Consider the following 24,064-nt stretch of genomic DNA (forward strand, 5'->3'; position numbering starts at 1 on the left):
AATGGCCTCCTTGATACGATTTTGTTAATTTCATTATACCTTTTTTTACTTGTTAAGTGATAGTGATTCAAAATTAAGTGCTTGACTTTTATAATCGCACGATATATTCTATTGCTAATTTAATATTCGTCCACATTAAACCAATGAAGTGGAGATCAAGGTAGTTGTGCACGCACAGAGAGTTGACGCAGCTGAGAGTTCAATCGAACGCAGACTACTAAATGGACCACGGAGGGAGTGACGAAAAGATTAGGTGATTTGCCAGGTGATGAACAGAGCGTTTTGACATTGAGGACTAACGTTGATTACGGGACGGTCGCGAAGCGATCGTTTCGGAATCAGTGTTAGCAGCAGATGTCAGCTCTGTGAATCCAGTTATGATTACCTAATCCGATTACCTCACTACGTTAAGCACGCGTCAGTTGCTAGGAATGTGTTTGCATTTCGTTAATGGAGAGTAGAAGAGTTTGAGGCTGAATGGCCGAAACGTGTTCGATGAACGTGATCCCTATCGGATAAGGAAATTAAATATCAATCGCCAAGAGCGCGATCAATATTCAATCTCCTTATCCCACGGGATCAGCCCCGTTCATCTCACACTCTTTTAAAATAAGGTGGCACCGCGGAAAAATAATCCGTCCTTATAACAAGCATTGTTTGTTATGTGGACGGATTTTTTGTTACCTACAATTTGAAAAGAGGTTATCGCGATGCAACCAGCTATTAAAGATTTACGCAAATATGCTAAAGATTATCAGTATGTGCCAGTTAAAATTGAAGCCGAAATACCTGACTTTGATGTATATCAAATCACCGACTATTTGGACCAGTATTATGATACGTGTTGTCAATTAACGATTAATAATCATGATCAGAAAAAAGTTACCTATTTGGCGGTTAATCCTAGTCAAGAAATTATTGTGGAAGAAGACCAGGTATTAGTTAATGGTGAACCGCAACAATTTAGCTCTCACGACTATATTACTGGCCTATTGCAGCAATATAAAACACCAAAATTAAAGGGGATGCCACCATTTAGTGGTGGGCTAATTGGCTACTTTGCATACGAATATATTAAGTTAGCTGTAACCAAATTACAGAAGCTTCGTCGTTTACCAGATCATCAACCATTAGCACGCTTGTTACTTGCGGATACTGTGATTGCTTACGATCATGAACGTCAGGTGTGTGAGTTCATCAAGGTAATTAACACGGAAGATTTAGATGATAGTTACGAACAAGCTGAAAAACAGCTGACGGTTTTGAAAAATACCCTGACTCAAATTCCACATCATGAACTTCAAAATTTCAACCTGCTAACTGATTTTCAACCAAGGTTTACGCTTTCCCAATATAGCAAAGGTGTTGAAGAAATTCGTAAAGAAATTGAACAAGGTGAGGTCTTTCAACTCATCTATTCAAATCCTCAACATGCACGACTAACCGGCAATTTGGTTCGCGTTGCACAACAATTAGCAAAGGATAATCCTTCACCATATGAGTTTTATTTTCATCAGGGAGACTACCAAGCTGCGGTTGCCTCACCAGAAACATTGGTCAGGCGAGAAAACGATAAATTGCTGACTTATCCTCTAGCTGGAACACGGCGCCGTGGTAAGACTAAAGAAGAGGATGAAGCATTCGAAAAGGAATTAACCACTAGTACCAAGGAACTATCAGAACACAATATGTTGGTTGATTTAGGACGAAATGATTTGGGACAAGTCAGCAAAATCGGGACAGTCAACGTGACTAGTCATGCCCAAATTCTCAAGTTTTCACAGGTCATGCATCTTGGTTCAACGGTTGAATCAACAGCGTTGGATGACTTGAATGCCATTGATTTATTGGATTCTGTCTTTCCTGCAGGTACTCTATCAGGCGCACCTAAGGTTCATGCAATCGAATTAATTTATCAACATGAACGGATTACGCGAGGACTTTATGGCGGATGTTTTGGATATTTTGATTTCAACGGGGATGTCGATATGGCGATAGGTATTCGTCTAATTTACACCCAGCGGGATCAGGCAACTATTCATTCAGGAGCTGGAATTGTTGCCGATAGTGACGACAAGCATGAATTCCAAGAATGCTTTAATAAAGCACGTGCTGTCAATTTAGCAGTTACCAAAGCCGAGGAGGGATAACCATGAAAGTTTTAATCGATAATTACGACAGTTTTACCTACAATTTGTATCAGTTGATCGGGTCATTTGACCCTGACATTGTGGTCGTGAAAAACGATGAAATTACTCTAGATGAGTTAAAAAAGATGAACCCCACTCATTTGATTTTATCACCAGGTCCCGGTCGTCCTGAAGATTCAGGTATCAGTTTGGCAGCGGCTCGTTACTACGCTAATAGAATCCCCATTTTAGGCGTTTGCATGGGACTGGAAGTGTTAGCAGACGCATTAGGTGGTCGATTGAAGTTAGCCAATACATTAATGCATGGTAAATCAGACAAGATTACTTTAGATACCAGTGATCCATTATTTGATGGATGCGAAAAGACGGCAACGGTGGCTCGTTATCATTCACTTGTTGCTGATTTAGATACGCTGCCGGGCATCTTCGACGTGCCGGCTCTATCGAGTGATGGTGATATTATGGCTTTAACCATTCCATCGATGAATATCTACAGTGTTCAATTTCATCCTGAATCAGTCATGACTGATCCAAAACTGGGCAGTCAGATTATAAAGAATTTTTTGAAGTGCAATGCTACTGTGACAGCATAACTAACAGTTTATAAAATAAAAATGAAATTAAAGTGTTGACAGATTTCTAATTATGCTCTAACATTCATAACAACTTAATATTCGTCCACAGGAAACCGATGAAGTGGAGATCAAGATAGCCGTGCACGCACAGAGAGTTGACGCAGCTGGGAGTTCAATCGAACGCAGACTATTAAATGGACCACGGAGGGTTTCGCCGAAAGCTTTAAGGTGATGAGTGAGACGGGTTGTTGTTGAGGATTAACGTTGATGACGGGATGATTGCGAAGCAATCGTTTCGGCATCAGGGTTAACCGGAAACAACAGTCTCACGGATCCAGTCACCAAACCCAAGTACGCGAAAACGTAAAAGCATACGTCAGTTGCAAGGAATGTGTTGGCATTTCGTTAATGGAGAGTAGAAGAGTTTGAGGCTGAATGGCCGAAACGTGTTCGGCGGGTCTGATCCCTACTGGATAAACTGAATAAATACCGATCGCCAAGTACGCGATCAATATTTATCCAGCTTATCCAACGGGATCAAAGCAACCCGCCTCACACTCTTCTAAAATAAGGTGGCACCGCGGAATATGATATCCGTCCTTATAACAAACTAGTTTTGTTATGTGGACGGATTTTTTTGTATCTAGACTTGAGGAGGTCTCGCGATGTTACTTAGAAAACCAGCTAAACGATGGTGTTTGCCCGCTTAATACTTTGACTAAATCACACACAAAAAAGAAACGGGGAAATTAACCATGATCGAAACAGCAATTAAAAAAGTCGCAAACAACGAAAACTTAACGTTTGATGAAGCGCAACAGGTAATGGACGAAATCTTTAACGGCAAGACAAATGATATCCAAATTTCATCTTACCTGACCGCATTGAGCATGAAACATGAAACGGTTGAAGAAATTGCCGGTAGCGCTAAATCAATGAGAGATCACGCTTTACCATTCCATGCCGATGAACAAGTTCTTGAAATTGTTGGAACCGGTGGTGACCATGCTAATACATTCAATATTTCATCAACGTCAGCCATTGTCGTTGCCGCTGCTGGAACACCGGTTGCCAAACACGGTAACCGAGCAGCTTCGTCAAAGAGTGGTGCCGCAGATGTTCTTGAAGCTTTAGGAATTAACATCAATCTAGCTCCGGAACAAAGCGAACAACTTTTACAACAAGTTGGTTTCAGTTTCATGTTTGCGCAGGAATATCACAAAGCAATGCGCTTCGTGATGCCAACCCGCAAGACTTTAGGAATTCGCACCGTCTTCAATATCCTGGGACCGCTGACAAACCCAGCACACGCTTCACGTCAATTACTTGGCGTATACGACAAGAGCTTGCTCGAACCATTAGCTAACGTATTAGTTCAGTTGGGTGTTACGGATGCTATGGCAGTTAATGGTCAAGATGGCCTGGATGAAATCACGTTAACTGCACCGACGGACGCGATTGAAGTTCGCAACGGCAAGCTAACTAAGCTAACTATTGATCCTCGAGATTACGGCTTTGAACTTTGTGAAAAACAAGATCTGGTTGGTGGCACACCTGAGGAAAACGCACAAATTACTCGTGATATCCTTGCAGGTAAAAAAGGACCAAAGCGTGACGTTGTTTTACTTAACGCTGGTGCAGCTCTTCATGTTGCTAATCCAGATGTCAGCTTAGCACAAGGGATTAAGGAAGCGGCTAAAGTTATCGATAACGGTCAGGCATTAAATAAATTAAACGAAATTATCACATTTACTAAGGGAGCGGTCGCATGATTTTAGACGATTTGGTTGCAGCCACCAAACAACGGGTTGCGCAAAGTAAATTGAATACCCCGTTGGCAGTCGTTAAGCAACAAGCCCTAGCGTTACCAGTTAGTGATGAGAGACAGTTTGAAGATCATCTTCGTGCTGAAGGATTTCACATCATCGCGGAGGTAAAAAAAGCTTCGCCATCTAAGGGTTTGATTGCTAAAGACTTTCCATACTTGAAGATCGCACAAGAATATGATCAAGCAGGGGCTGACGCCATTTCGGTCTTGACCGAACCAAAATACTTCCAAGGCTCAATTGATTACTTAGCAGAAATTGCAGCAAACGCTGAAACACCAGTATTACGCAAGGATTTTACGATTGACGAGTACATGATATATGAGGCAAAAATTGCCGGTGCGTCAGCAATTTTACTAATTGTCAGCATTCTTACCGATCAACAGTTGAAAGATTACCTGCAACTAGCAGATCAATTAGGAATGTCAGCGCTGGTTGAGGCACACGACGAACACGAAATTGATCGTGCGCTCAAGGTTGGAGCAAAAATTATCGGCACTAATAATCGTAACCTTAAAAACTTCACCGTTGATTTTAGTAACAGTGAACGACTACGAAAGTTGGTACCAAACGATAAAGTGTTTATTGCAGAAAGCGGCGTAAAAAAGCCAGCTGATGTGGTGGAACTTCAGGCACACAATATTCACGTTTCCCTCATTGGTGAAACATTAATGAGAGCAAATAATAAGACAAAGATGATTCATGAACTAAAGGGGATGACTGAGGTTGACCAAAGTTAAAATTTGCGGATTATCCACGATGGATGCAGTTCAAGCAGTCAATCAAGTTCATGCGGATCTGGCTGGATTTGTCTTTGCGAAAAGCAGACGGCAGGTCTCAATTGATCAAGCAAGACATTTGAGACAATCGTTGGACGGTCAAATTCCAACCGTTGGAGTGTTCATCGAACCTGACTTAGAACTGATTCAACAACTTGCTGATCAGCATATTATCAACATTGTCCAAATTCATGGTGAACAAAATCAATCAACCATTAATAGCATTCATGAGATGCACTTAAAAGTTACTCAAGTTCTTCACCCAGGTCAGACATTACTGACCGAACCAGACTACGTGATGTATGACGGTATCAATCCTGGCAGTGGGCACCAGATTGATTGGGATAACATCGCACAAGTCAGACAACCATTTTTCCTTGCCGGCGGGTTAGATCCGGCAAATGTAGAAAATGCAATTAATCAAGTTCACCCAGACTTTGTTGACGTTAGTTCAGGAGTTGAAACGGATGGACATAAAGATCCAGCAAAAATAATCGAATTTACACGGAGGGCACATTATGCAAGAAATGAAGCTAGAAACAAATAACAAAACTGGTCGTTTCGGCGACTTTGGTGGTCAATACATTCCAGAAACATTGATGAGTGAAATCGAACGACTAACTAAGGCTTACAATCATTATAAGGATGATCCGGAATTTAAGTCAGAATTGCACGACTTACTGGTCAATTATGCGGGTCGTCCATCACTGCTCTATCATGCCAAGCGCATGTCAGATGATTTGGGTGGTGCTCAGATCTATCTAAAGCGCGAAGATTTAAATCATACCGGTTCACATAAGATTAACAACGCTCTCGGTCAAGCACTACTTGCTAAGAAGATGGGTAAAACTCGGTTGATTGCTGAAACTGGAGCAGGTCAACATGGGGTGGCAACGGCTACTGTTGCTGCACTTTTGGGGATGGAATGCGAGGTCTTCATGGGTAAGTTGGATACTGAGCGTCAAGCATTGAACGTTTACCGAATGGAAATGCTGGGTGCCAAGGTTCATCCAATTAGTTCAGGAACTGGAACTTTGAAGGATGCTGTTAATGCGGCCCTACAGGAATGGACTAGACGGGTTGATGATACCCACTATCTGATTGGCTCAACTATGGGCCCGCATCCATTTCCAACCATGGTTCGTGACTTCCAGTCTGTTATTAGTAAGGAAATCAAAGAACAAATCGTTAAAGAAGCCGGTAAGTTACCAGATGCAGTTGTTGCTTGTGTGGGTGGTGGTAGTAACGCCATGGGTGCTTTCTATAACTTTATTGATGACAAAGATGTTCGCTTAATTGGCGCAGAGGCTGCAGGCAAGGGCCTTAACACTGAACAAAACGCAGCGACTCTTGAAAAGGGCCGTCCGGGTGTTTTCCACGGCATGAAATCAATTTTCTGCCAAGATGACGATGGTGATATCAAGGAAGTTTACTCAATTTCTGCCGGGCTGGACTACCCTGGTATCGGACCAGAACATGCATTCTTGCAAGATATTAAGCGCGCTGAATATGTGGGTATTACCGATGACGAAGCAGTTAAAGCATTTGACTACATCGCCAAAGAAGAAGGGATTGTGGCAGCCATTGAAAGTTGTCACGCTGTCGCTTACGTAATGAAATTAGCACCAAAAATGAAAAAAGATCAAATTATTGTTTGCAACTTATCAGGTCGTGGTGACAAAGACGTTGCCGCAATTGCGCGTTACAAGGGGGTAGATCTTCATGACTAGTTTAAAAGAAGCATTTAGCAAGGAAAAAACATTCGTGGCTTTCACAGTGGCTGGAGATCCGAATATCGATAAGAGTATTGAATACACAGTGGCATTGGCCAATGCTGGTGCTGATGTGATTGAATTAGGAATTCCATTTAGTGATCCAATTGCGGATGGACCGGTGATTCAAAAGGCTGGATTGCGTGCCTTTGATGCTGGAATTGATACTGATAAAATTTTTGACATGGTGAGTCGCATTCGTGAACAAACCGATGTACCATTGGTCTTCTTATCATACTTAAATAAACTATACGATTACGGGTATGAAGAATTCTTTACAGAATGTGAAAATCGCGGAGTGAGTGGCGTGGTTATTCCAGACTTACCGTTTGAAGAACGTGGTGAAGTAGACGAACAAGCAACGGCACACAATGTTTCAATTATTCCATTGGTTGCACCAACCTCTGGTGATCGAGTTCAAAAAATTGTGGAAGACAGTACTGGATTTATCTACCTAGTATCTTCACTAGGAATTACCGGTGTGCGTGATAATAATCAGATGGCCGGTGATTTGAGTGAAACGGTTGCTAAGATTCGTGAGTACACGGATACACCAGTTGCGGTTGGTTTCGGTATTCATACACCAGAACAGGTAACAGAAATGAATCGAATCGCAGATGGCGCTATTATTGGTTCCGGCATTGTGAAGTTGATTGAAGCAGATCCTGATAATGCTACGGATAGTATTGAGGAGTATGTGAGGAATATTAAGGCATAGACAGCGAAGTAAGTACGGGTTGAGGCCGGTGTCCAAGGGGGCTAGCATAGATTAATCGTGAACTTTACGATTGATGTATGCTAGCCCCCTTAGACGTTAGGCCTCAGTACTTACGGGGCTGATTTCAGAAAAATTTAAAGAGAACGAAACCAAACGAATTAACCTATGAGCATGAACTAAATAATCGGCATGATTCCCCAAAAAAGTTTTGGAGATCGTGCTGACTATTTAGTTAAGCGGAGTAGTCAGCTTGGAGGAATTCATTTTTTCAAAATGGTAGGGAAAATTTGATGAACTAATATATTTAGGCACACCGAATAAATTAAGTAAATTAATTAATAAAATAAAATTAAATAACAAATTAATTGAAAATTTTTGTTAATAAATCAATACAGGAATAATGACTGTTGTAGCAACAATGTATTCCCTTCCAAACATCTTTTATAAAGTTCGGTCTGCCAAACTTTATATTTACATAAATAAAATAAAGCGTATTATGAAGCCGTAACAAAAAACAGAATAAGGAGAAGTTAAGGATGGAAGATATAGGAAAGACGAACAAACGTCATCATTTGATCGAGTACGCTAACGGACCTTCACTAGAGGAAATTAACGGGACAGTGAAGGTACCTAAAGGAAAAGGTTTTGCCAGAACGTTATTGGCTTATTCAGGTCCCGGAGCCTTGGTCGCAGTTGGTTACATGGATCCAGGAAACTGGTCAACCTCAATCACCGGCGGTCAGAATTTTGAATATTTGTTGATGTCAGTAATCCTCATGTCAAGTTTGATTGCGATGTTGTTGCAGTACATGGCCGCTAAACTTGGTATTGTCGGACAGATGGATTTGGCTCAAGCCATTCGAGCGAGAACTAGTAAATCCTTAGGGTACGTGTTATGGATTCTGACAGAGTTGGCAATTATGGCGACCGATATCGCGGAAGTTATTGGTGCAGCAATTGCACTGTATCTGTTGTTCAATATTCCTTTGGTCGTAGCGGTCTTTATTACCGTGTTTGATGTGTTGTTATTGCTATTATTGACCAAAATTGGATTTAGAAAGATCGAAGCAATTGTTGTTTGCTTAATTTTAGTTATTTTAATTGTATTTGCGTATGAAGTTGCACTATCAAAGCCTGAATGGGGCGCGGTATTTGGCGGATTAATTCCAACTGGCAAAACATTCTCAAGCTCCGTTCATGTCGGAGGTGACACTCCACTTTCAGGTGCATTAGGTATTATTGGTGCAACAGTTATGCCACATAACTTGTATTTGCACTCTGCGATTTCTCAAACTCGGGCAATTGATCACAACAATGAAGATGAAGTTGCACAAGCAGTTCGTTTCTCGGGCTGGGATTCAAATATTCAGTTGAGTTTGGCATTCGTTGTCAATTCATTACTATTGATAATGGGTGTTGCGGTCTTCAAGTCTGGCGCCGTTAAGGATCCGTCATTCTTTGGCCTATACCAAGCACTGTCAAATTCGTCAATGCTTAGTAACGGAACGTTAGTGGGAATTGCCCACACCGGGATTTTATCAATTCTCTTTGCTGTCGCATTACTTGCTTCAGGTCAAAATTCGACCATCACCGGTACTTTGACCGGACAGGTAATCATGGAAGGATTTATTCACATGCGCATGCCACTCTGGTTACGACGCTTAGTGACTCGGTTGATTTCAGTGATTCCCGTGTTGATCTGTGTTACTGCGAATGCAGGTAAGAGTGATATTCAAGAACACATTGCGTTGAATAATTTAATGAACAACTCACAAGTCTTTCTAGCATTTGCATTACCATTTTCAATGTTACCGTTGCTCATGATGACTGACAGCAAGGCTGAAATGGGAGCGCATTTAAAGAACTCACTCTGGTTGAAGGCTTTAGGTTGGGTTTCAGTTATTGGATTAACTTATTTGAATATGATCGGTTTACCAGGTTCAATTCAAGGATTTTTTGGTAGTAACATTACAACTGCTCAAACGCATCTGGCCAATGGAATTGCGTACGTATTAATTGCAGGTGTATTGGCGCTACTAGTCTGGACAACCTTTGATTTGTACCGTGGTAATAAACGCTTAGAACAAATGAATGCTGAAAATAGTGTTATGAGTACCAACAGAGAAGGGGAGGCATAAATTATGACAATCAAAATTACAGTACCAAAATTTAACAAGCTTTTAGTCGGGGTTGATGATGCGCCAGATTCCAAAATGGCATTTGATTACGCAGTTGGTAAGGCCAAACATGATGGATCTGAATTAGGCATCGTGTCAGTGCTTGAAACCAATGACGTTAATGTATACGAGGCACTAGATAAGGATTATATCCATGGAACCTATGATCAACTGGAAAATCGAATAGAAGAATACATTAAGGCTGCAATTGATTTCGGTGTTGATCCTAAGAAGATTACTAAAATTGTTGATGAGGGTAGTAAGCCTGCGGAGAGAATTATTAATCACGTTTTGCCACAATTTAATGCTGATCTACTTGTAATTGGATCAACGGGCAAAGAGGATAGTCATAAAATTTTTGGTGCACAAGCTGCCTACATGGCAAAAAATGCTGGGATTTCGGTTTTTGTTATTAGAAAAGACTAGCTTATAGAATTAGGCATGACACATCTAGTGATTACACAATCCGATAAAAGTTGGTGTGTAAGATGGATGTGTCTTTTTTACTTTAATATATAATATATGTGGCATATAATATATAAAATAATGAAGGAGAGTATTGGGATGAATTATTGGATTTTAACATTGACGTTTATCAGCGTGAATTTAGACTTTTTCTTTATGTTGATTTTTCTATTGAAGAAATATCGAGTGGTGAAAGTCATGATTGGCTACTTGTTGGGAAATATTATTTTACTAACACTAAGCTATTTCGTAGGTAAAGCATTGACGGTGTTTTTCCCTGAATGGATTTTAGGAATACTTGGTTTTCTTCCTATACATATGGCGCTACACGATGACGACGATGATGACAGTGACAAAAAGCATCAATCACAAGTTTGGAGCGTACTGGTAACGTATCTATCTGTGTGTGCAGGATGCAATCTCTCCATTTTTCTACCGGTGTTGGTGGGGGAAACAATGGTTCAATTTTTTATGACTCTTGTGTTTATTGGAATTCTTACAATTATTGTCGTTCTGATTATTAACCTAGTATCAGATATCCCCGCCGTTGCCATGGCCATGGAGAAGTACGGCGAGAAGTTAATGAAGTTTTGTTATATCATTATTGGATTGTATGTATTTTGGGATAGTGGTCTAATTAGTCATATTTTGAACTTGTTGTAAAATTGACAAAACCAAGTCGAATTTCAAATTTGACTTGGTTTTTTGAGACTGTCAGTTACTAATGAAAAACAATTAAATATTGGTGCCAATTACTTTTATAAATCGTTCGATTATTACTATTTATTCAACGTGCCGAGTACTTTGGTGAATAGATCTTCAATCGTTCTGTTTTTACTTGAATATTATCTAAGGATAATTATTGAAGGAAATGTGAATGACAATTTGGTCTAAATAGTCTGATAGTTGCCTACTATCAGACTATTTTTAAATTACACAAAGAAATCGAACAAAAATTCGTTGGATGTTTACATATTACTCACAATTTGTGCGCTGGCTCAATAAATTTCTCCGTTAATGTACTTGTCAGACATTCAGATATGGAAACGGAGGAGTGCTTATGAGTCTAATCAAGCAAAATAATAAGCTGACCATTCATGATCAGACAGTGACATTTAACAACCGCATTTTGTTTCAGCAAACTAATGAATCACCAATCTTATTTTTGGGACACGGTGAAGAAAATATCAAAATGTATCGCGGTAATTTTGATATTCATGATCATGTTGAGGAACGAATTCCGCTAACCATGATGGATATCACGGAGGAAAATGAGTTTTTAGAAATTAATTTTGGTTTTCAGGAGCAGCAGTATGTCACCTTAAAGTTACAACTGGACGATGTTGGACGATTACGGATTCAGCCAACAATCGACTTTGGTGAATGGAACCGACTGTGGATTCGAATTAAAGCGGATGAGAATGAAAATGTATACGGCGCTGGTGAACAAATGTCTCATTTCAATTTGCGTGGCAGACATTTTCCACTCTGGACCTCCGAACCTGGTATCGGCCGTAATAAAAAAAATATGACCACTTTTTTGGCGGATGCCAAGGATCATGCCGGCGGCGACTACTACACGACCAACTATCCTGAAACAACGTTTGTTTCAACAAATCATTATTACTGTCACACAGATTCATACTACTATGCTGATTTCGATTTTTCTAACAATGAATATCACGAGTTGCAGTATTGGGGTATTCCCGATGAATGGATTTTTGAAACTGCTGAGACCTACGTTGATTTAATCGGTAAATTGAGTAATTTACTGGGACGTCAGTTTGGCCTGCCAGATTGGACTAATGATGGCATTAATGTTGGTCTCCAAGGTGGGACAGAACGCATCAATACAATCATTAAGACGATGAAAAATCGGGATGTTCAAATTGCAGGAATTTGGGCTCAAGACTGGGAAGGTACACAAACGACTAGTTTCGGTAAACGAAATTACTGGAATTGGCATTATGACGATCAGTTGTATCCAGGTCTACCTAGTCAAATTAAAACTTGGCATGAGCAGGGAATGAAGTTTCTTGGGTACATTAATCCATACGTTGTTAATGGGTCCCCAATGTTTGAGGATGGTCGCAACGGTGGCTACTTTGCCAAAAATCAGGATGGCCGAAATTACCTCGTTGATTTTGGAGAATTTGAATGTGCTGTGGTTGATTTCACGAACCCAGAAGCATTTATCTGGTTTAAAACCGTCATTAAAGTGAACTTAATTGATGCTGGACTAGATGGTTGGATGGCAGACTTTGGTGAATATCTGCCAACGGATGTTGTGTTGCACGATCACTCTGATCCAATGGTCATGCATAATAAATGGCCAGTGCTATGGGCTAAATGTAACTACGAGGCAGTGCATGAAGCTGGTAAACAGGATGACATTGTTTACTTCATGCGTGCTGGGGCAGCTGGCAGCCAAACGTATAACCAATTGCTATGGGCCGGCGATCAAAGTGTGAACTGGAGCTTAGATGATGGCCTGGCTTCTACAATTCCAGCGGCCCTATCAGCCGGCATGACAGGCAATACGCTGACACATAGCGATATTGGTGGCTATACCAGTATGTACGGTAATGTTCGTGATAAGGAATTATTTATGCGTTGGGCGGAAATGGCCGCATTTACACCATTCATGCGTAGTCACGAAGGCAACCGACCAGCATCTAACTTTCAAGTCTATAACGATGATGGTGCACTTGATCATCTCGCCAAGTTCACCAAGATTTTTCAGCAATTGAAGCCGTATCGACAGACGGTGATTGATGAAGCAGTTAACCAAGGACTACCTGCTCAGCGGCCACTATTTATGCATTACGAAGATGACGTGAATGCTTACGATATTCAGTATGAATATCTTTTCGGCCGTGATTTGTTAGTTGCGCCGGTTTATGAGGCGGATCAGGTCAGTCGTCATGTCTACTTGCCAAATGATGAATGGATCAATTTATGGTCAGGCGAACAATTAACTGGTGGTGATTACGATGTTGAAGCTCAAATTGGTCGTATCCCAGTATTTTATCGACGGGATTCGCCGTTGAAACCATTATTTGAAAAACTAAAATCATCATAAATTTCATAGAATCACCACATAATTCTTATTTTATTATTATTTAATCGCAAATTTTTCTTATGCAAAGCATCAACGTTCCACACCTGTTTAGTAAAACTATATAGGTGATATATACGAATGACACGAGAATTGGAAAGAGGTTTGCTTATGACATATCAAGTAATTAATCCATTAACTGGGAATCAAGAAACTGAATTTGATAAGACAACCGATGAACAAGTTGAACAAGCACTCCAGCGTGGGCATCAATACTATGTTGAACAAGCACTCCAGCGTGGGCATCAATACTATGTTGATCAACGGCAAGTTGGTTTTGTAACTAGAGCGAAACAATTAGCTATGATCGCAGATTCATTTCGACAAAATGTTGAGCTACTCGCCAAGATGGCGGCTTCTAATATGGGCAAGCTGTATCAAGAAGGTTTAGGCGAAGCCAACGCAGCCGCTAATATTGCTCAGTACTACGCTGATAATGGTCCGCAGGCATTGGTGGACAAACCATATACCTATTTAGACAATCAAAAAGCGGTGTTGCGATACGAATCAACAGGAATTGTTTTGGCGGTCGAACCATGGAATTTTCCATACACGCAAGTCATGCGCGTCTTTGCACCAAACTTTTTATTAGGAAATCCCGTGATCTTAAAACATTCTCACTTAGTCGCTGGTTGCGCAGACCTTTTTCAAGAATTAGTTTGGGCAACTGATGTCGATCGCGGAGCATTCCAAAACTTGTTTATCGACAGCCAACAGGTTGGCAAAATGATTGCAGATATGCGGGTTCAAGGTGTAGCTCTCACTGGCTCGGCGAATGCTGGTAGTGCGGTGGCCGCTGAAGCCGGTAAGGCAATGACTAAATCAACCCTCGAACTGGGTGGCAATGATGCGTTTGTTGTTCTGAGTGATGCTGATGTTGGACAAGCCGTCAAGGATGGTGCAACGTCACGTCTACGAAACGCCGGTCAAGTTTGTACATCCGCTAAACGGTTTATTGTTCACCAAGATGTTGCAGATCAATTCATTGATGGCATGGTCCAAGAATTTGAGAGTCGATACCCAGGATCGCCACTCGATCAATCAACGACCTTAGCACCGCTTGCTTCAAAAGATGCACAAATGCACTTACAGCGACAAGTGGATCTTGCAGTTGAAGATGGGGCCAAGGTGTTGGTTGATGGTGGAGCGATTGAATCAGAACCAGGTAATTTCTTCAAACCAGTCTTGTTGAAGATGACACCTAGCAATTCAATGTATGACGAAGAGTTTTTTGGCCCTGTTGGTCAAATCTACGTTGTTAAAGATGACGAAGAAGCCGTTGCATTAGCGAATTTATCACAGTTTGGCTTGGCAGGAGCAGTGTACTCACAATCACCAAAACATGCACGCACGGTTGCTAACCAAATGGAGACCGGTCAAATATTTATTAATCAACCATCAAACGGATATCCACAATTACCATTTGGCGGCATTAAAAACTCAGGTTATGGTCGCGAAATGAGCGATTTAGCTTTATATGAATTTGCCAATCAAAAAATGATTGCGCTTGGATAGAGAGGGGATTTTTACAATGGAAAATACAGAGGTGGCCGCGGCGACGGCTAAAAATAACTTAGAACCACGAACTTTAACGTTTAGAAATAAAATTGGATACGCGATCGGGGATGTCGGTAATAACTTCCTGTTCGATATGGGTCAATTGTATTTACTGAATTACTTTACTGATCAAGTTGGATTGCCAAGTGCAGCAGCATCGATGGTGTTCTTAATCGCTAAAATTTGGGATGCCTTCGCTGATATTTCGGTTGGTACTTGGATAGATAATCGTCGTAATATCGGCAAACGAGGGAAGTTCCGACCATTTATTCTGTGGGCTGCCATTCCGTTAGCACTGTTGTTAATTGCGAACTTCTCAACGCCCAATTTCTCAGTGACAGGTAAGTTAATTTGGGCTTACATTGCTTACATGCTGTTTGGTACTTGTTACAGTATCTCGAACGTGCCTTTTGGGTCAATGATTCCAACAATGACACGTAACAGTCAGGAACGATCGGAACTTGCTTCTTATCGTGCAGCTGGATCGAACTTTGGCTTGATGATGGCTACGATTGCCTTTATGCCAATTGTGACTTCATTTTCAACTAAAGGAATGGGCTACACAGTGGCCGTTTTAATCTTTGCAGTCTGTGGAGTTGCTTGCCAATGGATTTCCTACGCCAATATCAAGGAAGTCTATAAGGCCCCAGCACCAAAGAAGTTCAGCAAAACTGAATTGAAAAAATCATACAAAGCATTATTGAAAAACAAACCACTGGTTGCTCTTAGTATCGTTAACGTCTTTACGTTCTCCGCATTTAATCTTAAGTTAGCTGTTCAGGTTTATTACTGTGAGTATATTTTGAAGAACACGACCGCTGAATCTTGGTTAGGATTTTTCAGTATCGGCATGGTCTTTGTTTCCGTTGCCATTACTCCATGGCTGACAAAGCATTTTGATAAAAAGGTTGTGTATATGATGGGTTGTGCAATCTGGGCAGCTGCTGATATTGCGGGATTCTTCATGGCAAACAGTACCTTCATGCTAGTGTTCTTAACTAGTATCGCTTATTTAGGGGATGGCTTTACTAGCTCATTGAACTGGGCTTTGATCTCTGATTGCGTGGAATACGGTGAATGGCAAAGCGGCATTCGTTCAGAAGGACTTGTTTACTCAGCATTTACCTACTTCCGTAAGTTATCACAAGCAATTGCCGGCTTTATTCCAGGAATTGTTTTAGCAATGGTTGGTTACGTGCCTAACCAAACTCAGACCGCTAGTGCCTTACTGGGGATTCGCGGTTTGATGTTTATCTATTCGGCTGTCATGGCGGTTGCCACAATCGGTGTCATGTTCTGGCTCTACCCATTAACTGAGAAACGTTACAAGAACATTGTTTCTGACTTAACCGCACGCCGCCAAAAGAAGGCAGCACAGCAACTCCAACCAGAATATGCCAGGATCTCTGACTAGAAACGGGGAATTAAAATGAAATATTTTTTAGATAGCGCCAAATTAGATGAAATTAAAATTGCTTACGAACAATACGGATTTGACGGTGTTACAACTAATCCAAAACACATTATGAATAGTGGCAAGTCATTCAAACAGGCAATTACAGACATTGCTGAATATGTAGCAGATAAGCCGGATTTCCCAGTTTCAGTTGAAATTAATCCGCATTTAGAAACGGCTGGTGAAATGGAAAAAATGGCTAAAGAGATTAGTTCAATTTCATCCAACTTTGTGATTAAAATTCCAACTAATAAGCAAGGTGTGATCGCTGCTCGACGTTTGGAACAACAAGGTGTTCGTACCAATATGACTTTAGTTTTTTCACCAGCACAGTCGATCATGCCTGGTAAACTGCACGCCAAGTATGTCTCACCGTTTGTGGGATGGAAGGAAGATTACGGGGATGATGGCCTCGATTACGTCAAAGACATTGTCGATATCTATCATAAATATGATTTTGACACAGAAATTATTGTGGCGGCAATTAGAACTGCTAGTCAACTGCAGCAGGCGGCAATTGATGGCGCAGATATTGTGACCTGCGCATTATCAGTATACGAAACCAGCTTTACCAATCCATACACGGATCTTGGCTTAAAAACTTTTCAGGATGCATGGGATAACACAAAACAAGACTAGGAGGTAGCTAATGACAACTTTAAAATCAATTCAAGAAGCCAATCCTTCAATCGAAATAAAGTCGGTGAATGATGCAGAGTTCGCATTGTATGGGAGAGTTGTTGATTTACCTAACCAAGATTTGCTTGAAGAATCACTGAACACTCAAACATCAATTCCAGATAAAAAAAATCAATATGTGCGTGACGATCCTCGTTTAGTCGATGAAGCCACAAATGAAAAAATTGCTCGTGAATTTTATGGCGAACAAGAAATTGAGATCGGTTATTGCAACGGTCACAGCCACCAGTTAAATGCCTTCGAATATCACAACTGCTCAGAAATTAATTTGGCAGCAACCGATTTAATCCTGTTCATGGCTCTGCAAAAAGATTTGGCCGGCCAGTCAATTAATACAGACAAGGCGCAAGCATTCTTTGTGCCAAAGGGGACAGCAATTGAAGTCTACCCGATGGTAATGCACTTTGCACCGAACCAAGTTACAACTGATGGATTTAAATGCCTAGTTATTTTGACTGCGGACACTAACACAGATTTGCTGGGTGGCCGTACAAATGACGAAATGTTGTTTCAACACAATAAGTGGTTGATTACTCACAAGGAAAATGAGCGCATGGTGAATAATGGTGCTTTGATCGGTGTTATTGGTGATAACACAACGATTACACCGGTTCAAGAGGAGGTAGTAAGATGAGTAAGATTTTATACTTGCCGGTAGTCAGACGGAAGTTTGATGCCGACACGGCAGAAAAAATAATGCAGACAACATTGGATCAACTAAAGGAATACGATTTAGTGGCACCCAAGTCTGCGTTGGGTGATCCAACCGAACTAGGTGAATTTCTCAGTAGTATTCAAAACACATCAGTGGCGGGAATTATTTTCCACAATACCACATTTACGGACGCTGAATTTATCCAAATGGTTCACCGCTACTACCCAACGACACCGATCCTGTTGCTGGCGCCCAGAGAACCTAGCATTCATGGTTGGTTAAGATTAAATGCGCTGACTGGAATTATCAGTTCTGGTAACTATCTAGTCAGTCAGCATCATGATTTCGAACACATTTATGGTAATCCTGAAGAACCGGTTGTTCAGGATAAAGTTGCCTCCTTTGTTAAATCCGTGCAGGTTAAGGATGATTTAGCTCATTTAAATATTGGTGTTGTGGGTACTTATCCGCCAGGCTTCTTTTTCTCAGATGCCGATGCCGCAGAACTAAAAAGCCACTTTGGGACAACGTTGAAGCATTATGAAATCGATACGGCCTTTGACAAGGCCTACAATTTGCCGAAGAGTGAGTATCAAGATCAACTTGAATACGCAATCAATCACTTCACTGGATTAGATGCTGACGGTGACGAAACGATTCGGTTCGTTAAATTCGTGGCACTAATGAAACAATATCAGGTAAAAGACGATTTGGGGGCACTCGCATCGCGGTGCTGGCCTGATTTCTTTGATAAATATCACAGTGCGCCGGGCGCCGTATGGTCACAGCTAAGTGATCAACAACTGCCAACAGCGATGGAATGCGATATTCACGGTGCGTTGTCGATGTATATTCTGCAACAAATGACCACGAAACATGACGCGATTTTCTTAGGTGACCTATCAAGCATGGATCCTGAAGATAACACACTGACTACTTGGCACGATTATGGTGCTTACTCACTGGCTAATCCAAAGTATGGTGTGGAAGCCAGTGTGCATCCTAACCGTAAAGTACCTGTTAGCCCCCAAATGGTCTTAAAACCAGGTGAAGTAACTTTCTTACGAGTTCACTATAATCAAGATGGCTACCAGTTCATTATCACCAAAGGCAACGTTCAAGACACTGAGGCACAGTTCAATGGTGCTTCAGGTAGGGTGAAGATGGACCAACCCGTCGATCAATTGGTCGATCAATTTGTGGAACATGGATATGAATCACACTTTGCTCTCGTGTATGGCGATTATGTGGATGACTTGGTAAATCTAGCCAGGTTACTGAAGATTGAGAGTGTTGTTTACTAGGAATCAGACGGTTAAATCAAACAATCATCGATGTTACCCATAAAGGTCAGCATCGATGATTTTTTGAAGTAGTTGAACAAAAATCGTGGGCGTGATAGCATAAATGTCAGAAGTGACAGGGTGCGCACAATATAGGTGTTAGCGCCGGCTTTATCAAAAGATGAGGCTGGTGCTAGCACCTTTTTTCGTGGCACTAAAAACTACAAACGGAGACTTTAAAATGGCAAAAAATCAGGTACCTCTAAAAGTTAAATTAACGATTATCTGTTGTGCTACACTTGCGTTTTGCGGGGTGATGCTTGAAACTGCGATGAATGTGACCTTTCCAACGTTAATGAGCCAATTTTCTCTGCCATTATCAGTGATTCAATGGGTTGCTACAGGATACTTATTGGCGGTTGCCATCACAATGTCCTTGGCCGCTTACATTCAGCGTAGATTCTCTTTCAGACTAATTATGAGTGTGGCGGTTATTTTGTTTATTGGTGGGGGATTGTTGTGCGCTGGTGCTTCCCAGTTTTGGATGTTATTTGCAGGCCGGATGATTCAGGGTGTTTTAACTGGAATGATTATGCCATTGCTGTTCACCATAATTATGGTGAAAATTCCGCATCAGATTCAAGGACAGTATGTTGGTACTGCGGGAATGGTAGTGGCTTTGGCACCTTCCGTGGGGCCATCATATGGTGGCTTTGTTACACAAACTTTTAGTTGGCGCTTAATGTTTTGGCTAGTTATACCAATTGGATTGCTAGCCGGTTTGATGGCAGTGATAGTGACTGAAAAGTCAAAATCTTCGCAAAGTGACAGACTAACATTTCCGATTTTCCAATTTATTTGTCTAGCATTAATGTTGACTGGTTTTATTATCGGGTTCAATCAGATTGGTTCTGCGGGAATAAAAGCACCAATCACGTGGGGCAGCCTGGTAATTGGACTAATTGGCTTAGTTATGTTTTTAATTCTAAGCCGAAAATCTAGGCATCCACTGATTAATTTACATATTTTTTTATATGCTGGATATCGTAATGCACTGGGCTTGTACTTTTTAATGATGTTCATGCAAGTTAGCCAAACTTTCTTGGTACCAAGCTTTGCTCAAATTGTTTTGAAAACAGATACGTTTGTGGCGGGAGCCTTGTTACTTGCAGGTAGCTTTTCAAGTGTGTTTTTGGCGCCGCTTGCAGGCAAATTACTTGATCGCCATCCGTTTAAGTTTTCATTATTGATTGGAATTTTGTTCGTTACATTCTCGTCACTATTTTTGCTTGGCCTTTCGCATCGACTGACATCATTAATAATCGTGGTGGGCTTTTTAGCATTTATGATTGGCTTTTCGTTTATTTTTAATAACGCGATGACCTATGGTTTACAACAATTACCCGAAAAATTGGTCGGGGATGGGAACGCCACGTTTAACACATTACAACAGTATGCGGGATCGCTTAGTACTGCCGTTGTGGGGATGATTATTACTATTATTGGTGGAAGCCATACAAGTGCGATTGACATGATTCATTCCGCAACTGCAGTTTATTTAATGTTGCTATTACTAAGTCTTGCTCTAATTTGGTTGGGATATAATGTAATTTACGCTGAAAAGAAAAACAACAAAAAAGACTGATTGCTCAGCCTTTTTTACTCTGTAAATAATTTTTGTAAATCTTTCATATTTTGATCCGTGATTTGTAAATATTGATTTAGGTAGTTGCGGATACTGCCATATTCTTTGTCAATAATTTTTAGGGCGTTGTTAATGTAGTCTGGGGAAACACTCATTAAGGCCTTAGTGTTTTGAGCATACGCTTCGGCCTTGCCGGCAGCTCTAATTTTACTAGTCACATCTTCTAACATTTGTTGATTAATTTGGTTGGTTAACAAATAATCATTCACGGAAATTTGACGATCAACGTTTAAAGCAGACAACAGTAAAATGGCGCCCATCCCAGTTCGGTCCTTACCGGCCGTACAGTGAAATAAGATGGCACTGTTTGGATCGCTGTTGAGCAGTAAATCAAAAAATTGTTGATAGGATTGCTTGGCCTGTGGTGTTGTAACCATATCGCGATAGACGTCTAGCATGTGTCGATAACCAGCGGTTGGATCGTCAGAAAATTCAGCCTCAATTTGTTCTCTGCTGTGTGATGCATCGGTCCGATCCGTTTGAAAAACTGGCAGTGAATGATAGACCGCGGTTGCTGGCACCTTGTCTGGTTGAACATCTGACTCCCCTGGAGCTCGAAAATCGAGATCAAGCTTTACATTTAGACTGGTTAAAACTTGTAGATCTGTTTCATCTAGGGTATTGAGATGGCCCGAACGGATCAAACGATGCCATTTGATGGTTTTACCGTCCTTAGTCTGATATCCACCAAGATCGCGGAAGTTACGTCCGTGTTTGATTGGAAGAAGCCGATTGGTTGTCATTGTAATACCACCCTTTTTTAATTTCTACTACCATTGTAAATGGTTAACCTAGTAATTACTAGATCATGGACTTTAGTACCGACGCTAATTTGGTACCTGCTGTGATGGACCCTGCTGCGTTTGGGTGTAGTTGATCAGTATAGGAAATTCGCCAACCTTCAGTTTCAACAAGTTGCACATCCATTGACTTAACAACTTGTCGAAAGGTCTCTGCGTTAGTTTGAGCAAACGGGATCATCACGATTAGCGGGGCGTTGAAGCTTATTTGTACCCGTTTTAAAAAATTGTTTAGCGCTACTTCAAAATCTTTTACACTAAATTGACGGTCATTGACGCCAATGTTTACGACAACGGCATCCGTGGAATCTGGTTGCCACGGTGTGTCATTGTCAATATTATTGATGAAGTCAGGCGCTGCAGGCACATTACCGGTACCTGGTCTGATAATACCAGCAGCAGAGTAGGCAATGCGACAGACGTCAAGATTCAATAAATCAGCACAAATAGCCGTGTAATTAGCGTCAGCGGCATAGTCTTGAGATGCCTTATGACCGTTAACCCAGCATCCTGCGGTGATTGAATCACCAATGAATGTAACATTTTTTCGAGTCTCTGTAGGAGAAATGCGACCACTTGAATCAAGGCTGAGGCTAATCAGTGCAAACCCTTGTTGTTCATTCCAGACATCGTCAAGATCGGAATTACCAACTAACATGATTTCCACAAGGTGACTTTGTGTGGATATTTGAAATGATTTTGGCATTTTATTTGTTTGAAAATGGTGCCAGACACCATTATCAATGCGGATGCCAATTGTTTGAGCCGGTCCAAATGGATTTGCATTGTTAAAAAAATTGATGCCAATCATCGTTGTGTCTTTGACATTAAAGCGCAGTAAGCTACCTAGGTTGGTAGAATAGAGAGTCTCTACGCCATGAATTGATTTAAGGACCCATCGACCAATGCTTGTTGTCTTGCCCATAATTTCTTCAGCAGATATTATTTGTTCTTTCATTTGTGCTCCTTATGATGGTAAAGATCTGGTATCAACACTTAATTTTTGGTAAACGGCGTCATTCCTGAAAGCTGTCATGGTAAAATAGAGACATCATTTAGGAGGAAGATCTCATGAAATTCATTAAGCGGATTACGTTAGTGATGGTGACGATTTTATTAGCGGCAGTTTTTGGTTCAGCAGCCAACGTTAAGGCTGATACTACTGATGAATCGAGTAGTAGTCAAGCAGTTCAAACACAGGCACTTTCAAATTCTTACGTTGTGTATGGAGCTGGGGTGTCATCGACTGACCAATCTTCAGTAGGAGAAGCGTTGGGAGTGACTGACAGTTATAAGACATTGACTTCAACAGCTAGTGATTATAGTCAGTATATTGGTGGTACGACTACCGATTCAGCGATGATCAGTTCTGTGGCTATTGCACCGGCAAGTTCTGGTACAGGAGTTAAGGTCAATATTATGAAGTATAACGGCAATAGCAATATTACTGAAGTTACCGCGCAACAGTATGCGATGGTGGCGACAATGGCTGGTGTTAATAACGTTATTATCACAGTTACCGCCAATAAGGCTGTGTCTGGACAAGCTGCTCTGGCTGGCGTCTATAAGGCACTCGCTGCTGATGGCATTCAACTAAGTTCCGAAAATACAACGGCCGCAAACAGTGTGCTTACAGCAACTCAGTCGGCGATTGACGACAACAGCAATAATAGCAAGTATCCTGGAAAACTAATGGCAGCTGTTGGCTCGGTTTCAGGGAAATTAGCTAAGGAACGGCAAAACAATGGCGATTATGCCACAACCTCTGAAGTTGAAACGATGCTTAATACCGCATTAACAAAATATGGCGTTAATGATGATACATCGTCGAGTGCCAAGACAGAGATTGTTAACGCATTGATTAAGGTACAAAAAGCACCTGTATCTTCATCCAAGACCTATGTAAGTAACGTAACTAATGTTACGAACAACATCAAAAACAGTGCCGGTAATGCAATGGCAAAGCTAAGCGATTTTGCCAACAGCTCTGATGGCAAGGCATTAATGGCAAAATACGGCAACATTTTCCAACGTGTATGGGCCAGAATTGTGGCGTTTGTGGGACAGTATATATAGAGAACGTAACAAGCACGGGTTGAGGCTGTTGTGTAAGGCACTATCACAGATTAATCGTGTGTTTTCGATTGATTTGTGATAGTGCCTTACACGTTAAGCCTCAGTGCTTGTGGAGCTGATTTCAAATAGAGAGAGCGGAACCAAGCGTTTAGGTGTTGTAATATAAGTGAAAGAAACGGTTAATCGTTCGCTCTATGACGATTGGCCGTTTCTTTCACTTATATTATGAACACCTGCTTGGTGGAGCTCATTT

20 protein-coding genes are annotated in these 24,064 nt (G+C 41.1%); 18 read left to right on the forward strand and 2 right to left on the reverse strand.

What is annotated here, in order from left to right; translation table 11 throughout:
• Positions 1-710 precede the first annotated feature (710 nt).
• The 17 genes from FD16_RS07275 (at position 711) to FD16_RS07355 (ending at position 20,875) form a co-directional block, all read left to right on the forward strand.
• The gene (locus FD16_RS07275; RefSeq protein ID WP_010621321.1) at positions 711-2,150 is read left to right on the forward strand and encodes an anthranilate synthase component I family protein; all 1,440 of its coding nucleotides are present in this window, start codon (positions 711-713) and stop codon (positions 2,148-2,150) included.
• 2 nt (positions 2,151-2,152) lie between these two features.
• Entirely contained in the window at positions 2,153-2,743 is a 591-nt protein-coding gene (locus FD16_RS07280) for an anthranilate synthase component II (RefSeq protein ID WP_010621322.1), read from the forward strand.
• Positions 2,744-3,480: 737 nt separating this feature from the next.
• Complete coding sequence (gene trpD / locus FD16_RS07285; protein WP_010621323.1) at positions 3,481-4,497, forward strand: anthranilate phosphoribosyltransferase; 1,017 nt, start codon at positions 3,481-3,483, stop codon at positions 4,495-4,497.
• Positions 4,494-5,291, forward strand: a complete 798-nt coding sequence (trpC, locus tag FD16_RS07290; RefSeq protein WP_010621324.1) for an indole-3-glycerol phosphate synthase TrpC — start codon at positions 4,494-4,496, stop codon at positions 5,289-5,291. Before trpD ends, trpC begins: the two co-directional genes overlap by 4 nt.
• Positions 5,278-5,877 carry a phosphoribosylanthranilate isomerase gene (locus FD16_RS07295; protein ID WP_010621325.1) on the forward strand — a complete coding sequence of 200 codons (600 nt, stop codon included), beginning with the start codon at positions 5,278-5,280 and terminating at the stop codon, positions 5,875-5,877. Before trpC ends, FD16_RS07295 begins: the two co-directional genes overlap by 14 nt.
• Positions 5,849-7,060, forward strand: a complete 1,212-nt coding sequence (gene trpB / locus FD16_RS07300; protein WP_010621326.1) for a tryptophan synthase subunit beta — start codon at positions 5,849-5,851, stop codon at positions 7,058-7,060. The genes FD16_RS07295 and trpB overlap by 29 nt, the downstream gene beginning before the upstream one ends.
• A complete protein-coding gene (trpA, locus tag FD16_RS07305; RefSeq protein WP_010621327.1) occupies positions 7,053-7,820 on the forward strand; it encodes a tryptophan synthase subunit alpha in 768 nt (255 codons plus the stop codon). Before trpB ends, trpA begins: the two co-directional genes overlap by 8 nt.
• Positions 7,821-8,356: 536 nt before the next feature.
• Positions 8,357-9,958 (forward strand): Nramp family divalent metal transporter, encoded by a 1,602-nt coding sequence (locus tag FD16_RS07310; RefSeq protein WP_010621328.1) that lies wholly within the window; start codon positions 8,357-8,359, stop codon positions 9,956-9,958.
• A 3-nt stretch (positions 9,959-9,961) separates the two neighbouring features.
• On the forward strand, positions 9,962-10,423 hold the full coding sequence (locus FD16_RS07315) for a universal stress protein (protein ID WP_010621329.1): 462 nt from the start codon (positions 9,962-9,964) through the stop codon (positions 10,421-10,423).
• A 138-nt stretch (positions 10,424-10,561) separates the two neighbouring features.
• Entirely contained in the window at positions 10,562-11,125 is a 564-nt protein-coding gene (locus tag FD16_RS07320; protein WP_010621330.1) for a cadmium resistance transporter, read from the forward strand.
• A 397-nt stretch (positions 11,126-11,522) separates the two neighbouring features.
• Positions 11,523-13,544, forward strand: a complete 2,022-nt coding sequence (locus tag FD16_RS07325; protein ID WP_010621331.1) for an alpha-glucosidase — start codon at positions 11,523-11,525, stop codon at positions 13,542-13,544.
• A 147-nt stretch (positions 13,545-13,691) separates the two neighbouring features.
• Positions 13,692-15,095, forward strand: a complete 1,404-nt coding sequence (locus FD16_RS07330; RefSeq protein ID WP_029508301.1) for an aldehyde dehydrogenase family protein — start codon at positions 13,692-13,694, stop codon at positions 15,093-15,095.
• 16 nt (positions 15,096-15,111) lie between these two features.
• Complete coding sequence (locus tag FD16_RS07335) at positions 15,112-16,551, forward strand: glycoside-pentoside-hexuronide (GPH):cation symporter (RefSeq protein WP_010621333.1); 1,440 nt, start codon at positions 15,112-15,114, stop codon at positions 16,549-16,551.
• A 15-nt stretch (positions 16,552-16,566) separates the two neighbouring features.
• Positions 16,567-17,232 carry a transaldolase family protein gene (locus FD16_RS07340; protein WP_010621334.1) on the forward strand — a complete coding sequence of 222 codons (666 nt, stop codon included), beginning with the start codon at positions 16,567-16,569 and terminating at the stop codon, positions 17,230-17,232.
• 10 nt (positions 17,233-17,242) lie between these two features.
• Positions 17,243-17,926, forward strand: coding sequence for a DUF4867 family protein (locus tag FD16_RS07345; protein ID WP_010621335.1), 684 nt, complete (start codon positions 17,243-17,245; stop codon positions 17,924-17,926).
• Positions 17,923-19,251, forward strand: a complete 1,329-nt coding sequence (locus FD16_RS07350) for a hypothetical protein (RefSeq protein WP_010621336.1) — start codon at positions 17,923-17,925, stop codon at positions 19,249-19,251. The genes FD16_RS07345 and FD16_RS07350 overlap by 4 nt, the downstream gene beginning before the upstream one ends.
• A 220-nt stretch (positions 19,252-19,471) precedes the next feature.
• Positions 19,472-20,875 (forward strand): MFS transporter, encoded by a 1,404-nt coding sequence (locus FD16_RS07355; RefSeq protein WP_010621337.1) that lies wholly within the window; start codon positions 19,472-19,474, stop codon positions 20,873-20,875.
• Between the two features lie 14 nt (positions 20,876-20,889).
• On the opposite strand, the gene FD16_RS07360 is transcribed toward FD16_RS07355, so the two are convergent.
• Positions 20,890-21,678 carry a tyrosine-protein phosphatase gene (locus FD16_RS07360; RefSeq protein WP_010621338.1) on the reverse strand — a complete coding sequence of 263 codons (789 nt, stop codon included), beginning with the start codon at positions 21,676-21,678 and terminating at the stop codon, positions 20,890-20,892.
• 58 nt (positions 21,679-21,736) lie between these two features.
• Complete coding sequence (locus FD16_RS07365; RefSeq protein ID WP_010621339.1) at positions 21,737-22,693, reverse strand: GDSL-type esterase/lipase family protein; 957 nt, start codon at positions 22,691-22,693, stop codon at positions 21,737-21,739.
• 113 nt (positions 22,694-22,806) lie between these two features.
• Here FD16_RS07365 and FD16_RS07370 point away from each other — a divergent pair, with 113 nt between their 5' ends.
• The gene (locus FD16_RS07370; protein WP_010621340.1) at positions 22,807-23,811 is read left to right on the forward strand and encodes a DUF1002 domain-containing protein; all 1,005 of its coding nucleotides are present in this window, start codon (positions 22,807-22,809) and stop codon (positions 23,809-23,811) included.
• Positions 23,812-24,064: the final 253 nt, after the last annotated feature.

Origin of the sequence: Paucilactobacillus suebicus DSM 5007 = KCTC 3549 (assembly GCF_001434475.1) — a bacterium.
GTDB classification, from domain to species: domain Bacteria; phylum Bacillota; class Bacilli; order Lactobacillales; family Lactobacillaceae; genus Paucilactobacillus; species Paucilactobacillus suebicus.